The sequence below is a fragment of the Oryzomicrobium sp. genome (assembly GCF_036820405.1).
In the GTDB taxonomy this organism is placed as follows: Bacteria; Pseudomonadota; Gammaproteobacteria; order Burkholderiales; family Rhodocyclaceae; genus Oryzomicrobium.
Map to the genome: position 1 here is coordinate 154,273 of NZ_DAISLS010000007.1, position 13,966 is coordinate 168,238.

General features: G+C 70.7%; 12 protein-coding genes. 5 read left to right on the forward strand and 7 right to left on the reverse strand.

The features are described 5' to 3' along the window. The first annotated feature begins 95 nt into the window (after positions 1-95). A complete protein-coding gene (locus tag V7Z98_RS08275) occupies positions 96-2,066 on the forward strand; it encodes a dynamin family protein (RefSeq protein WP_293264014.1) in 1,971 nt (656 codons plus the stop codon). Between the two features lie 141 nt (positions 2,067-2,207). On the opposite strand, the gene V7Z98_RS08280 is transcribed toward V7Z98_RS08275, so the two are convergent. From V7Z98_RS08280 to V7Z98_RS08300, 5 genes are all read right to left on the reverse strand, one after another. After that, positions 2,208-2,468 carry a YfhL family 4Fe-4S dicluster ferredoxin gene (locus tag V7Z98_RS08280; protein WP_293264016.1) on the reverse strand — a complete coding sequence of 87 codons (261 nt, stop codon included), beginning with the start codon at positions 2,466-2,468 and terminating at the stop codon, positions 2,208-2,210. Between the two features lie 11 nt (positions 2,469-2,479). Beyond that, complete coding sequence (coaD, locus tag V7Z98_RS08285; RefSeq protein ID WP_442951825.1) at positions 2,480-2,992, reverse strand: pantetheine-phosphate adenylyltransferase; 513 nt, start codon at positions 2,990-2,992, stop codon at positions 2,480-2,482. A gap of 48 nt (positions 2,993-3,040) precedes the next feature. Beyond that, a complete protein-coding gene (gene rsmD, locus V7Z98_RS08290; protein WP_334157634.1) occupies positions 3,041-3,607 on the reverse strand; it encodes a 16S rRNA (guanine(966)-N(2))-methyltransferase RsmD in 567 nt (188 codons plus the stop codon). Further along, positions 3,607-5,019, reverse strand: coding sequence for a M16 family metallopeptidase (locus V7Z98_RS08295; protein WP_334157635.1), 1,413 nt, complete (start codon positions 5,017-5,019; stop codon positions 3,607-3,609). The genes rsmD and V7Z98_RS08295 overlap by 1 nt, the downstream gene beginning before the upstream one ends. Before the next feature lie 89 nt (positions 5,020-5,108). Then, positions 5,109-6,476, reverse strand: coding sequence for a M16 family metallopeptidase (locus V7Z98_RS08300; RefSeq protein ID WP_293264022.1), 1,368 nt, complete (start codon positions 6,474-6,476; stop codon positions 5,109-5,111). A gap of 241 nt (positions 6,477-6,717) precedes the next feature. Here V7Z98_RS08300 and ftsY point away from each other — a divergent pair, with 241 nt between their 5' ends. The 4 genes from ftsY to V7Z98_RS08320 all read left to right on the forward strand — a co-directional run bounded on the left by ftsY (position 6,718) and on the right by V7Z98_RS08320 (position 11,816). Next, a complete protein-coding gene (gene ftsY, locus V7Z98_RS08305) occupies positions 6,718-7,722 on the forward strand; it encodes a signal recognition particle-docking protein FtsY (protein WP_334157636.1) in 1,005 nt (334 codons plus the stop codon). Between the two features lie 19 nt (positions 7,723-7,741). After that, positions 7,742-8,488 (forward strand): cell division ATP-binding protein FtsE, encoded by a 747-nt coding sequence (gene ftsE / locus V7Z98_RS08310; RefSeq protein WP_334157637.1) that lies wholly within the window; start codon positions 7,742-7,744, stop codon positions 8,486-8,488. Beyond that, positions 8,485-9,378 (forward strand): permease-like cell division protein FtsX, encoded by an 894-nt coding sequence (gene ftsX / locus V7Z98_RS08315; protein ID WP_334157638.1) that lies wholly within the window; start codon positions 8,485-8,487, stop codon positions 9,376-9,378. Before ftsE ends, ftsX begins: the two co-directional genes overlap by 4 nt. A 149-nt stretch (positions 9,379-9,527) precedes the next feature. Beyond that, positions 9,528-11,816 carry a sensor domain-containing phosphodiesterase gene (locus tag V7Z98_RS08320; RefSeq protein WP_334157639.1) on the forward strand — a complete coding sequence of 763 codons (2,289 nt, stop codon included), beginning with the start codon at positions 9,528-9,530 and terminating at the stop codon, positions 11,814-11,816. Positions 11,817-11,845: 29 nt separating this feature from the next. Here the strand turns inward: V7Z98_RS08320 and V7Z98_RS08325 are convergent, their stop codons facing one another. Together V7Z98_RS08325 and V7Z98_RS08330 are read right to left on the reverse strand one after the other, a co-directional pair. Beyond that, positions 11,846-13,276 carry an ATP-binding protein gene (locus V7Z98_RS08325; protein ID WP_334157640.1) on the reverse strand — a complete coding sequence of 477 codons (1,431 nt, stop codon included), beginning with the start codon at positions 13,274-13,276 and terminating at the stop codon, positions 11,846-11,848. Continuing rightward, a complete protein-coding gene (locus V7Z98_RS08330) occupies positions 13,273-13,941 on the reverse strand; it encodes a winged helix-turn-helix domain-containing protein (protein WP_293264032.1) in 669 nt (222 codons plus the stop codon). Before V7Z98_RS08330 ends, V7Z98_RS08325 begins: the two co-directional genes overlap by 4 nt. Positions 13,942-13,966 lie beyond the last annotated feature (25 nt).

Genomic DNA, 13,966 nt, shown 5'->3' on the forward strand with positions numbered 1-13,966 from the left:
GTTCGTCCGGCCAGACCGGGCGGCCATGCCCCTGTGATACATTTCCAACCATGCGCTTGGCGCCGCGCGGCGCCGCCCCTTTCAGGACACTCCACATGACGATCGCCCAGGATTTCGCCGCCTACGGCCAATGGCGCGCCGGCCTGCGGGAAGGCATCGAACGCTTCCGGAGCTGGCTCGCCGACAACGAGCTGAACGACGGCCAGATCGAGCTGAAACTCGAACGCCTGCTCGACCGGCTCACGGAAGACCGGCTCAACGTGGCCTTCGTCGCCGAGTTCTCCCGGGGCAAGTCGGAGCTGATCAACGCCATCTTTTTCGCCGACTACGGCAACCGCATGCTGCCCTCGTCGGCCGGGCGCACCACCATGTGCCCCACCGAACTGCTGTTCGATCCGGCCAAGCCCCCGGCCATCGAACTGCTGCCCATCGCCACCCGGGAAGGCAACACCAGCATCTCCGAGCTCAAGCGCTACCCGGACGAATGGCGCCGGGTACCCCTCGACACCACCTCGGCGGAGGCCATGCAGGCGGCCTTGAAGCAGGTCTCGGAAGTAGTCCGGGTACCGCCGGAAAAAGCCGCCGCTCTGGGCTTTCCCGTGGGCGAGGATACCCACCGGGCGGGGGACGACGGACTGGTGGAAATCCCGCGCTGGCGCCACGCCCTGATCAACTTCCCTCACCCCCTGCTGCAACAGGGCCTGGTGATCCTGGACACCCCGGGGCTCAACGCCATCGGCGCCGAGCCCGAGCTGACCCTGTCCCTGCTGCCCAACGCCCACGCGGTGCTGTTCATCCTGTCCGCCGACACCGGGGTCACCCAGTCCGACCTGGAAGTCTGGCAGGAACACATCGTCGGCCCGGACGACGGCCAGAACGGCGGGCCGGGCCAGCGCGCCCCGGCCCGGGGCCGGCTGGTGGTGCTGAACAAGATCGACGGCCTGTGGGACGAGCTCAAGAGCGACAACGAGGTGGACGGCGAGATCGCCCGCCAACAGCACGACTGCGCCGCCATCCTGGGGGTGCCCGACGCCCAGGTGTTTCCCGTCTCGGCCCAGAAGGGGCTGGTGGGCAAGATCAACGGCGACGCCGGGCTGCTCGCCCGCAGCCGCCTCGCCGACCTGGAGCAGGCCCTGGCCGGGGAGCTGATCCCGGCCAAGCGCGAGATCGTCAGGGACGGCGCCGCCGGTGAGCTGAACGAGCTGCACCTGCGCATCCGGCGCCTGCTGGACGCCCGCCAGGCCGGCCTGGCCGAACAGCTCGCCGAACTGACCGAGCTGCGCGGCAAGAACCGGGGCGTGGTCGAGTACATGATGGGCAAGATTCAGACCGAAAAGGACGAGTTCGAGTCCGGCCTGCAACGCTATTACGCGGTGCGCAGCGTGTTCTCCACCCTGACCAACAACCTGTTCGGCCACCTGGGACTGGAAGCGCTGAAGGCCCTGACCCGCACCACCCGAGAGGCCATGGACGAGGCCAGCTTCTCGCGCCACCTGTCCGAGGCCATGACCCGCTTCTTCGTCGTGGTGCGCGGCAACCTCGCCAAGTCCGCCGAGGAGATCGGCGAGATCACCGCCATGATGGACGCGGTGTACCGCCAGTTCAGCGTCGAACACGGGCTCAAGCTCGGCGCCCCCACCGCCTTCTCCCTGCTGCGCTACGAGAAGGAGGTGCTGCGCCTGGAACGCTGGTGCAACGACAATCTGAACACAGCCCGGCAGCTGCTCACCCACGAGAAGCGCAACGTCATCCAGAAGTTCTTCGACGAGGTGGCGGTGCAGGTGCGGCGCGCCTTCGAGCACGCCAACCGGGACGCCGAGTTGTGGCTGAAGGCGGTGATGGCGCCCATGGAGACCCAGGTGCGCGAGCACCAGATCACCCTGAAACGGCGCCTGGAAAGCATCAAACGCATCCACCAGGCCACCGAGACCCTGGAAGACCGCATCGCCGAACTCAACCATGTGGACGGCGAACTGGGCACCCAGCAGGCCGCCCTGGCGCAATTGAAGATGACCCTGGACGAGCGCCTGGAAGGCACCGCCGAGGCCGTCCGGGCCGCCGCCTGACCCCGCTGCGGGGAGGCGACCGGGCAACAAACGAACAGAGGGCTCCCGCCGTCGCCGGCGGGAGCCCTCTGTTTGTTTACGCGTCCTGAACGACCGACCGCGGCGCTACGTTAGCTACGCAACATCACGCCGCGCCCAGGCTCAGGCGGGGCGCTTGTTGCCGGTCAGGTGCTCGTACTTGACCCACAGCTGGTCGTTGCTTTCGGGATGCTCCGGGCTCTTGCCGATGCAATCCACCGGGCACACTTCCATGCACTGGGGGGTGTCGTAGTGACCGACGCACTCGGTGCACTTGGACGGGTTGATCTCATAGATCTCCGCGCCCTGGGAAATCGCTTCGTTCGGGCACTCCGGCTCGCAAACGTCACAGTTGATGCATTCGTCGGTAATCCACAAAGCCATGGCTGCTTTCCTTACGCACTCGTTGCTTGCCGAATTTCGGACACTTTGGCAGCCAGCCGCTCGGCGACCGCCGGCTGCACGAACTTCGAAACATCGCCGCCCAGCAGGGCGATTTCCCGGACCATGGTCGCGGAAATGAACATGTACTGCTCGCCCGGCGTGAGAAACACGGTCTCCACGTCCGGATAGAGGTTGCGGTTCATGCCGGCCATCTGGAATTCGTACTCGAAGTCCGAAACCGCCCGCAGGCCGCGCAGGATGACCTTGGCGCCTTGCTGATGGAGGAACTCCATGAGCAGGCACGAGAAGCCCTTGACCTCGACGTTCGGGTAGGCGGACACCACCTGGGTGGCGATCTCGACCCGCTCGGCCAGGGGGAAGAAAGGCCGCTTCGAACGGCTGTCGGCCACCGCCACGATGACGTGGTCGAACAGCCGTGCGGCCCGTCGCACCAGGTCTTCGTGCCCCTTGGTGAACGGATCGAAAGTACCGGGGTAGATGGCGACGCGCTTGCTCAATTCCATCGATGCTCCAGGATCGGGCCGGGGAGAACCTGCGCCAGCCCACACTGCTTAGGCAGCGCGGGCACCGTCGTGTTCAGCCTGCCTCAACAAGTGGTAGAAAACCTGCCCGGCCCGGCCCTCCCGGACCGGTGTCCAGCCCGCCAGCCCGGCGAGCGGCGCTTCCGCCTCGGCGTACAGCGCGCCCTCCGGCCGCAACAGCCGCGGCAGGTGTGCCTCCAGCCGTTCGAGAAAGCCCTGCCGGTAGGGGGGATCGAGAAAAACCACATCGAACCCGCCCGCAGGCACCCCGGCGGAGGCGGCGAATTGTAGCGCATCCGCCACCACCACCTCCACACAGCCCAATCCGAGCAGTTTGGCGTTGGCCTTGAGGGCCGCCGCCACCTGGGGCGAACGCTCCACCATCACCACCCGCGCGGCCCCCCGGGAGGCCGCTTCCAACCCCAGGGCGCCGCTGCCGGCGAACAGGTCCAGGCAGGTCTGGCCGGTCAGGTCCTGGCCGAGCCAGTTGAACAGGGTTTCCCGCACCCGGTCCGGGGTGGGGCGCAGCCCGGGCACGTCGGGGAACTTGAGCACCCGACGCCGGTGCGCCCCGCCGATGATGCGCAGGTTGCCCATCAGCGGGCGGCCCCGGCTTGCGCGTCGGGCAGGTCGGTCGCCACTTCCACCGTCACCAGGCGCGCATCCTGCACGTGGCGGGCGAAGGCATCCTTGATCTGGGTCACGGTCACCGCCTTGACCCGCTCGGTGTAGCGGTCGAGCCAATCCAGGGGCAGGCCGTAGAAGCCGATGGTGGCCACCTGGTCGAGGAGCTTACGGTTGCTGTCCAGGCGCAGGGGGAAGCCGCCCACCAGGTTGTCCTTGGCCGCCTGCAACTCAGACTCGGTGGGGCCCTTGGCGATGAATTCTGCCAGGGTGTCGCGCACCACCTTGAGGGCGGCGCCGGCCTGATCGCGCTTGGTCTGCAGCCCGATCTGGAAGGGGCCTTCCTCCTTGAGGGGCAGGAAGTAGGAATAGACGCTGTAGGCGTAGCCGCGCTTCTCGCGCACTTCCTTCATCAGCCGCGAGACGAAGCCACCGCCGCCCAGGACGTAGTTGCCCACCACCAGGGGGAAGAAGTCCGGATCGCCGCGCTTGAAGGTGGGGGAACCGATGAACAGATGGGACTGGGCCGCCGGGTGGGCCACGGCCACGGTAGTGGCCTTGGGCGGCGTCACCGCCGGCAGGGCGAGAGAAGCGCCGCCGTTGGCCGCCTCCGCCGGCAGCCTGGCGGTAAGGTCCTGGGCCACGACCTCGGCCTGGGCCCGGGTCAGGTCGCCGACCAGGGTGACGGTGGCGCGCCGGGCGGTGTAGTGGGCCTTCCAGTAGGCCGCCAGATCGTCCCGGGTGAGGGCGGCGATGGACTCCGGCGTGGCCTGGCGCCCGTAGGGGTGGTCACCGTACAGGTTTTGCCAGAAGGCCCGGCTGGCCAGGGTCTCCGGCCGGGTCAGGGATTCCTTGAGGGCGGCCACCGCCCGGTCCCGCTCCCGGGCCACCACGTCGGCGGGAAAGGCCGGCGCAGCCAGCACGGTGCGCAGCACCGCCAGGGCGCCGTCCCGGGTCGGGGCATCGGAAAGGGTGCGCAGGGAAAGGCTGGCCCGGTCCGGGTCCACGCCCCCGCCCAACTGGGCGCCCAGATCGGCCAGCCGGTCGGCGATGGCCTGCTCGCTCAGGTTCCCCGCCCCCTGGGAGAGGAGGCCCCGGGTCAAGCCGGCCACCCCGGCCTTGCCCGCCGGGGCGTAGGCCGAGCCGGCGGCGAAATCGACCTGCACGTCCACCACCGGCAGGACGTGGGATTCGACGAACAGCACCTTGGCACCGGAGGGGGCGGTCCAGGTGTCGATGCGGGGGCCCGCCGCGGCGGGCAGGGCCAGACCTGCGGCCACCAGCCCGAAGAAGGCGGGAACAAGGGCCCGGCCAAGCACCCGGCTAAAGGCCCGGCCGATGGCCGGGGAGGCGAAGTGCCGCGGGACGGCGAGGGAAACGCTCATGGTCTTCTCCGGAAGCGGCGCCGCCGTGGCGGCGCGGGCAGTCTGTCGAATCGTCAGCAATATCGGCAACGCAGCGCGAAGGCGCGCGGTCAGTGGAGCATGCCGGACGGGGGCGGTGCAGCGGGCCGGTCCTTGAGGGGCTGGGGATCGAGCACGCCGACGGTCAGGGTGTCGTCGCCGAAGTAGGCCTTGGCCACCCGCGCCACGTCGGCGGCGGTGACCGCCTTGAGGCGCTCGATCATCAGGTCGGTGGCGCGCCAGCCCAGACCGACGGTTTCCAGCTCCCCCATCTCCATGGCCTGGGCGAACATCGAATCGCGCTTGTAGACCTGGGCCGCCAGCATCTGGGCCCGGGCCCGCACCAGTTCCTCGTCCTTGACGCCCTCGTTGGCGATGCGGGCGATCTCGGCGCGCAGGGCCGCTTCCACTTCGGCCGGGGTCTTGCCCGGGGCCGGGGTGGCCTGGACCATGAACAGGGCCGGGCCGCGGCCCACGTTGTCGTAGCCCACGCCCACGTCCTGGGCGATGCGGGATTCCTTGACCAGACGGGTGTTGAGGCGGGCGCCGTCGTAGCCGTCGAGCAGCGCCGCCAGCACGTCCAGGGCGTAGCTGTCGGCGTCGTTGGCCATGGCCTTGGCGTCCATGCCGGTGATCTTGGGCGCCTTCCAGGCCAGCAGCACCGAGGGCAGCTCGGCCGGGGCCTTCACCGTCAGGCGGCGGATGCCGGCCTGGACGGGCTCGTCCTGGGGCTTGCGCACTGGCAGCGGCCGGGCCTTGAGGAGGCCGTAGGTTTCCTTGGCCCAGCGGACCACCTGCTGGTGGTCCACGTCGCCCACCACCACCAGGGTGGCGTTGTTGGGTACGTACCAGCGGTCGTAGAAGGCGCGCAGGTCGGTGGCGGTCATGTGCTCCAGGTCGTCCATCCAGCCGATCACCGGCACCCGGTAGGGGCTAGCCTGGAAGGCCACCGAGTTGAGCCCTTCGCTCAACAGGGCGGTGGGCTGGTCGTCGGTGCGCAGCCGCCGCTCTTCCATCACCACCTTGATCTCCTTGGCGAACTCGGCCGGGGCCAGGGTCAGGTGGCGCATCCGGTCGGCCTCCAGGGCCATCATGTCGCGCAGCCGCTCCTTGGGAATCTGCTGGAAGTAGGCGGTGTAGTCCCGGTTGGTGAAGGCGTTGTCGCGCCCCCCGGCGGCGGCCACCCGCTTCGAGAACTCGCCGGCGCCGACCTTGGGGGTGCCCTTGAACATCATGTGCTCCAGGGCGTGGGCCACGCCGGTGGTGCCGTTGACCTCGTCCACGCTGCCCACCCGGTACCACACCATCTGCACCGCCGTGGGCGCGCGCCGGTCTTCCATGACCAGCACCTTGAGGCCGTTGTCGAGCCGGGTTTCGAACACCGGAGCGCCGGCCGCCAGGGCCAGACTGCCTTCCAGGAGCAGGGTAAATGCGAGCATGCCGCGCAACATTCGTTTCATGGTAATCCTCGGCGATGGCGAAATGACGTCAGCGAACAGCAAAAGCGCCGGAACGGGCGGGAGCGCCCCGGGCTGGGATAAAATCCCGCTTTCCCGGGCTCGGGAACGGGCGCCAGCGAACGGGGGATGTTACCCCCGCCTCTTGCCCCACGGCCAGTACCGGCCGCCCGCCCCATCGCGCCGATCCCGGCGCCCCGCCCCGCTACGACTGGATTCCCGCATGTTTGGTTTGTTCAAGAAATCCCCGGCAGACGCCCCGCAGCCCGCTGCGGCCGCAGCGGCCGAGGCCGCTCCCCAGGAGAAGCGCTCCTGGCGCGAGCGCCTGTTCGCCGGCCTGACCCGCACCCGCAGCCAGTTGTCCGGAGGGCTCAAGTCCCTGTTTTCCCGGGGCAAGGTGGACGACGAACTGCTCGAGGAACTGGAAACCCTGCTGCTCACCGCCGACGTGGGGGTGGAGGCCACCCAGCACCTGCTCGACGAGCTGAAGAAGAAGGCCAAGACCGGCACCCTGAACACCCCGGAGGCGATCCAGCAGGCCCTGGCCGACAGCGTCAACGGGCTGCTCGCGCCCCTGGAGGCGCCCCTCGACGTGGGCACCCATACCCCCTTCGTGATCATGATCGCGGGGGTCAACGGCGCCGGCAAGACCACGTCCATCGGCAAGCTGGCCAAGTACTTCCAGAGCCAGGGCAAGAGCGTGCTGCTGGCCGCCGGCGACACTTTCCGCGCCGCCGCCCGGGAACAGCTGATGACCTGGGGCGAGCGCAACAACGTCACCGTCATCGCCCAGGAATCGGGGGACCCGGCCGCCGTGGTGTTCGACGCCATCGCCGCCGCCAAGGCCCGGGGCATCGACGTGGTACTGGCCGACACCGCCGGCCGCCTGCCCACCCAGCTGCACCTGATGGAAGAGATCGCCAAGGTGCGCCGCGTCATCCAGAAGGCCGACCCGAGCGGCCCCCACGAGGTGATGCTGGTGCTCGACGCCAACATCGGCCAGAACGCCATCGCCCAGGTGAAAGCCTTCGACAAGGCCATCGGCGTCACCGGCCTGGTGGTGACCAAGCTCGACGGCACCGCCAAGGGCGGCGTGCTGGCGGCCATCTCGCGCCAGTGCCCGAAGCCGGTGCGCTTCATCGGCATCGGCGAGGCCATCGACGACCTGCGCCCCTTCACTGCCCGGGACTTCACCGACGCCCTGTTCGGCCAGGACACCCTGGCCTGACGCCCACGACACCCCCACCATGATCACCTTCGCCAACGTCACCAAGCGCTACCCCACCGGCTTCGAAGCCCTGCGCGACGTCAGCCTGGACATCCAGGCCGGTGAGTTCGTCTTCGTCACCGGCCACTCCGGCGCCGGCAAGACCACCCTGGTCAAGTTGATGGCCGCCATCGAGCGGCCCACCAGCGGCGGCATCATCGTCAACGGCCAGAACCTCTCGGCCCTGCGCGCCTCCGCCCTGCCCTTCCTGCGGCGCAACTTCGGCCTGGTCTTCCAGGACCAGAAGCTGCTGTTCGACCGCCCGGTGCTGGCCAACGTGCTGCTGCCCCTGGAGATCGCCGGCACCCCGCCCCGGGAGGCGCGTAAGCGCGCCCTGGCGGCGCTGGACAAGGTGGGCCTGCTCGACCGGGAGAAGGCCCTGCCGATCGCCCTGTCCGGCGGCGAACAGCAGCGCCTGGCCATCGCCCGGGCGGTGGTCAACCGTCCCGCCATCCTGCTCGCCGACGAGCCCACCGCCAACCTGGACGCGGCCTCCGCCGGCCAGATCCTGTCCATCTTCAACAGCTTCAACCAGGTCGGCGTCACCGTCATCCTGGCCACCCACGACCTGCAATGGGTGGACAAGCTCCAACCCCGGGTGCTGTGGCTGGCCAAGGGCAAGCTGCACGAAGGCCTGCCCGCCCAGTCCCCCGTCGAACTGGCACCCCTGAACGCGCTCGCCGTCCCCGGCGCCTCCGACACCCTGATCGAGGAGGCCGCCCGATGAGCCTCGCCCACCATCAGCAGGCCCTCGCCACCGCCCTGGAGCGCCTGCGCGACGCCCCCTTCAACGCCCTGCTGTCGCTCCTGGTCATCGGCATTGCCCTGGCCCTGCCCGCCGCCGGCTGGGTCGCCCTGGACAACGTGCGCCTGGCCGCCAGCGGCCTGGCCGAGGCCCCCGAGGTCAGCCTGTTCCTCGACCCCGGCGCCGGCCGCGACGAGGCTAAGGCCATTGAGCAGAAGCTACGCGACGCTGGCGCCCCCTACCGTTTCGTCGCCAAGGACGCCGCCCTGGAACGGCTGAAAGCCCGGGAAGGGCTGGCCGATCTGGTGGCCAACCTGCCGAAGAACCCCCTGCCCGACGCCTTCGTCGCCGACATGGCGGGGCGCGACGCCGCCGCCGTGGAAGCCTTCGTCAAGAGCGCCGGCGAGTGGCCCCGGGTCGCCCACGTCCAGTTCGATTCGGCCTGGATGCGTCGCCTCGACGCCTTCCTGCGCCTGGGGCGCCTGGCGGTGATGCTGCTCGCCGGAGTGTTCGGCGTCGGCCTGGTAGCCGCCACCTTCAACACCATCCGCCTGCAGATGCTGGCCCGGGCCCAGGAGATCGAGGTGGCCCGGCTGATCGGCGCCACCCCGGGCTTCGTCTCCCGGCCCTACGCCTACTACGGCGCCCTGCAAGGCATCCTTGGCGGGCTGCTCGCCGCGGCCCTGGTGGCCCTGGCCTTCTTCTTCCTGTCCGGGCCGGTGGGGGAACTGACCCGCCTCTACGGCAGCAGCTTCCGCCTGCGCGGCCCGAGCTTGACCGAAGTGGGCGCCCTGTGCGCCGCCGGCGCCCTGCTCGGCTGGCTCGGCGCCCGCCTGTCGGTGGCCCTCTACCTGCGCCAGCAGCCCCAGTAGGATTACGGCCACCGCCCCCGGAAACAGCCGCTGGGCGGGCGGGTCAGAGCAATAGCACCGCAGCGGGACGATACGCCCTCCAGGCCGACCGTCCCGTCGCCGCAATTCCGCTCCACCCCCGCCACCCTTTTGCGAGCCTGCCCACGGACATGCCCCGTCTCTTCGCTCCCGCTCCCCTGCCCCGCCCCCGCCTCGCGGCCCAGGCGGGCCTGTGGACGGCGGTGGCCGTCTTCCTCGGTGCCGCCCTCTCCCGCCTGTTGTCGTTTTCCGGCAACACCTTTTCCGACCTCAGCTTCTCCCTGTTCTGGCCTCCGGCCGGCATCGGCTTCGCCCTGGTCTGGCGCTACGGCCTGCCCGGGCTGTGGCCCCTGGCCCTGGGGCTGGGGGCCTGGAGCCTGCTCTCCTACCACCAGGAGCCTCTGGTGGCGGCCCTGGCCATCATCGCCTCGTGCACCGGGCCGGCGGTGGGGGCCAGGGTGCTGCGCCGCCTGCTGCGGGCCCGCCCGACCGCCATGCCGGAACGGCGCAGCGGCGTGCGCGACCTGCTCGCCTTCTACCGCGTCGAGGTCGGCATCGCGGCGCCCCTGTCGGCCCTGATCGGCACCCTGGGCTTCAAGCTGGGCGGGTTGTTCCCCGCCTCCTCGGCCCTCGACGTGTTTCTCGCCTACTGGCTGGTCGATGCCATCGGCGGCATCCTGTTCGCCCCCGCCCTGCTCACCCTGTGGCAGGAGAACATCCGCCCCCGGCGATGGCTGGCGACGCTGGACCGCCCCACCCTGGCGGCCGCCGCCTCCATCGCCCTGGCCCTGACCCTGCTCGCCTGGAACGGCGCCAACGACTACGCCACGGCCCTAGCCTACCTGTACTTTCCGGCCATCGCCGCCTGCGCCATGCGCCGCGAGGCCGCCACCACCGGCCTGACCCTGATCGCCACGGCCATCCTGATCCTGTCGGCCAAGGCGTTCGCCACCATGGACGCCCAGGCCCTGCGCTTCGCCATCTTCCAGACCGCCCTGGTGCTGCTGGTGGCCGCCGCTTTCGGCCAGATTCTCCAGGCCATCGCCGCCGACCGCCGCGCTGCCTACCGCAAACTGGCGCGCCAGGCCGAGCTGGACAACGTCACCGACTGCCTCAACGAGCGGGGCTTCCTCACCGCCATGGAGCACAGCCGCCGGGAACGGGCGCGACGCCGCGACGGCCGGGGCCTGTTCATCCTCGGCGTCGAGAACCTGGAATCCGCCGGCCACCTGGTGGGGCTGGCCACCATCGCCGACTTCGAGCGCGAACTGGCGGCACGGCTGCGGGCCGAGGACGACCTGAGCGCTGTGGCCCGGCTCCAGCCCGGGGTATTCGCCGCCCTGTTGCCCTTCGGCAGCCCGGCGGCGGTGGAGGAAGCCTTCCTGCGCGTCGAAGCCGGCTTCCGCCGCGGCCCCCTGCACCTGGCTGGCAACGGCACGGCGCTGCGCCTGCAACCCCTGCGCGCCGGCCTGTATGTGCCCGCCCATGCCCAGGAAACCCTCGACGAGATTCTCATCGCCCTGCGCGAAGCCCTGAGCGAGGCAGCCCTAAAGCCTGACCGGCGGGTGCTGCCGGAACCGGTGTCGCGCCACCAGGCCGACACCCGCCGCGCCCATGCCCGGCGCATCGAGGCGGTGCGCGCCGCATTGGGCGAAGGGCGCATCCGCCTGCTCGCCCAGCCCCTGGTCGCCAACCGCCCACTGCCATCGGACGCCCCGCCGCACCACGACTTCGAGGTGCTGGTGCGGGTGCTCGACGAGGGCGGCAACGTCATCCCCATGCCGGAGGTCATCGCCGCCCTGGCCCAGCGGCCCCTGGCCCTGGAACTGGACCGGGCGGTGATCGAGGCCGCTTTCGCCCATTTCGCCGCCCACCCGGAACAGCTCGCCCGGGTCGGCAAATGCGCCCTCAACCTGACCGGTGCCAGCCTGTCCGATCCGGACATGCTGCCCTTCATCCGCGACCGCCTGCGCGCCCACGGCCTGCCCACGGCACCCTTCGCCTTCGAGATCACCGAAAGCCAGGCCATTCTCAACGACCAGGCGGCCAGCGACCTGCTCCTCGGCCTCAAGGCGCTCGGCTGCCGCATCGCCCTGGACGACTTCGGCACCGGCCTGGCCACCTACGACTACCTGAAACGCTTTCCGGTGGATTACGTGAAGATCGACGGGGCCTTCGTCAAGGATCTGGAAAGCAGCCCGGTGGACCGGGAGATCGTCGCGTCGATCGTGCGCGTGGCCCACCGGCTGGGGGTCGGCACCGTGGCCGAATTCGTGCACAACGCGGGAGTGCTGCACTGGGTGACCGACCTGGAGGTGGGCTACAGCCAGGGCTACGCGCTGGCACCGCCGCGCCCTCTGGCCGAATTGCTGGCAGGGCCGCCCGTGGGCCTGCCAGCTGTCCCGGTGGCCGGGGCCTGAGGGCAGCGGGAAGGCCGCGCCTGCCCGAATCAGGCCGCCCCGGTGGCCAGGGGCAGGACCACGCTCGCCGCCAGGCCCTTGCCGCCCAGGCCATCGCCCAGTTCCAGGGCCGCGCCGTGCAACTGGGCGATGCGCGCGACGATGGACAGCCCCAGGCCGCTTCCCTCGCCGCCGCCGGCATCCTCCGCCAGCCGCACGAAGCGCTCCAGCACCCGGGCGCGCTCGGCCACGGGGATGCCCGGGCCGTCGTCGGCCACCGTCAGGCGCCAGCCGAACGGCTCCCGACCGATCCGCACCTCCACCCGGCCGCCGGCCGGGGTATAGCGCAGGGCGTTGTCCACCAGGTTGCGCAGGAGCACCGCCAGCAGGTCGGCCTGGCCCGCCACCGTGGCCGTCCCCGGCGGCAGCACCGCCGCCAGGGTCACGCCGCGGCGCTGGGCCTGGGCGCCCTGTCCGGCCGCCCCGGCCACCACTTCCCGGGCCAAGGCGGCCAGGTCGGCGCTCTCCGTGGCGAAGGCGTTCCCCGCCTGGCCGGGGGCGTGGGCATCCACCCGGGCCAGGGTGAGCAGTTGCTCCACCAAGTGGGCCAGCCGGTCGGTGCCGCGGATGACGTTGAGCAAGGCGGCCTGGCGGGCCGCCTCGTCGCTGCCGGAATCGGCGAGGCGCGCCACCTGGGCCTGGATCTTGAGCGCCGCCAGGGGCGTGCGCAGTTCGTGAGCGGCGTCGGCGGTGAAGCGCCGTTCCCGCTCCAGGGCCGCTTCGACCCGTTGCAGCAGGCCGTTGACCGCCCCCGCCACGGGGACGATCTCCGCCGGCGCCGCCTCGATGCGGACCGGCACCAGGTGGTCCGGCGAACGCTGGCGCACCTGCTCGGCCAACTGGCGCAGGGGCGTCAGGGCCTGGCGCACGCCCACCAGCAGCAGGCCCACCAACACCGCCCAACTGGCCAGGTGGGGATAGAGGGCGTTCATGGCCACTTCCCGGGCCATCTTGTCGCGCACTCCGCCCTGCTGGCCCACCACCACCCGCAGCCCGCCCGGCTCGTTGCCGGACACGTAGAAGCGCCAGCTGCCGTCGCGCCAGGCCAGGGTCACGTAGCCGTCGTCGGCCACCGCCGCCAAGGCCTCCAGAGGCGCCTCGGGGGCCGTGTCGGAACGGGCCAGCAACTGGTCGCCACGCCCTCCCGTCCCGGGGCGCCAGACCTGGAACACCAGGCGCTTGTGGTAGCGATGGGCAGCCCGGGCCGCGCCGTCGGCGCTGACCACGGCGGTGGCGGGAGCGCCGGTGGTGGTGCCCAGCACGTGGGCGATCTCCACCAGTTGGGCATCCATCAGCTCGGCCGCCTCCCGGGTGGCCTGGCGGTAGCCGAGCAGGCCGGTGAGGCCGTCCACCCCGGTGACGCAGACCAGCACGATCAGGATCAGCCGGCCGTGGAGCGAGGACAACCAGCGGCGGATCACGGCTTGTCCACCAGGTAGCCCAGGCCGCGGCGGGTCTGGATGAAGTCGGCGCCGAGCTTCTTGCGCAGGTGGTGGATGTGCACCTCGATGGCGTTGCTCTCCACCCCCTCGCCCCAACGGTACAGGGCAGCTTCGAGCTGGGGCCGGGACACCACCCGGCCCAGGCTGGCGAGCAGCAGTTCGAGGATCGCCAGTTCCCGGCCGGACAATTCCACCGGGGCATCGTCCAGGTAGGCCTGGCGGGCCTCCGGGTCGAAGGCGACGCGACCGGCGACGATGCGCGGCACGGCACGGCCGTGGCTGCGCCGGATCAGGGCGCGCAGCCGGGCGGCCAGTTCGTCCAGGTCCACCGGCTTGACCACGTAGTCGTCGGCCCCGGCGGAAAAGGCCCGCAGCTTGTCCTCCTTGGCGTCCCGGGCGGTGAGCAGCAGCACCGGCACCGCCCCGTTGCGCCCGCCTTCGGCCCGGGCTGCCTCCAGCGCCGCCACCCCGTCACCGTCGGGCAGGCCCAGGTCGAGGACCAGCACGGCGTAGGCGTCGGTGGCCAGAGCCGCCCGGGCCGCGGCCACGCCGCGCACCCAATCCACTTGGAAGCCGTAGTGGCCAAGGCCGACGCACAGCCCGTCGCCGAGCAGCAGGTCGTCTTCGACGAGGAGCAGGCGCATGGCGGTCCCGTGGTCCGATGCTTCC

Coding starts and splice junctions, on each gene's coding strand:
- V7Z98_RS08275 (WP_293264014.1), top strand. CDS start 96: ATGACGATCGCCCAGGATTTCGCCGCCTACGGCCAATGGCGCGCCGGC.
- V7Z98_RS08280 (WP_293264016.1), bottom strand. CDS start 2,468: ATGGCTTTGTGGATTACCGACGAATGCATCAACTGTGACGTTTGCGAG.
- V7Z98_RS08320 (WP_334157639.1), top strand. CDS start 9,528: ATGCCCCGTCTCTTCGCTCCCGCTCCCCTGCCCCGCCCCCGCCTCGCG.
- coaD (WP_442951825.1), bottom strand. CDS start 2,992: ATGGAATTGAGCAAGCGCGTCGCCATCTACCCCGGTACTTTCGATCCG.
- ftsY (WP_334157636.1), top strand. CDS start 6,718: ATGTTTGGTTTGTTCAAGAAATCCCCGGCAGACGCCCCGCAGCCCGCT.
- V7Z98_RS08330 (WP_293264032.1), bottom strand. CDS start 13,941: ATGCGCCTGCTCCTCGTCGAAGACGACCTGCTGCTCGGCGACGGGCTG.
- rsmD (WP_334157634.1), bottom strand. CDS start 3,607: ATGGGCAACCTGCGCATCATCGGCGGGGCGCACCGGCGTCGGGTGCTC.
- ftsE (WP_334157637.1), top strand. CDS start 7,742: ATGATCACCTTCGCCAACGTCACCAAGCGCTACCCCACCGGCTTCGAA.
- ftsX (WP_334157638.1), top strand. CDS start 8,485: ATGAGCCTCGCCCACCATCAGCAGGCCCTCGCCACCGCCCTGGAGCGC.
- V7Z98_RS08295 (WP_334157635.1), bottom strand. CDS start 5,019: ATGAGCGTTTCCCTCGCCGTCCCGCGGCACTTCGCCTCCCCGGCCATC.
- V7Z98_RS08300 (WP_293264022.1), bottom strand. CDS start 6,476: ATGCTCGCATTTACCCTGCTCCTGGAAGGCAGTCTGGCCCTGGCGGCC.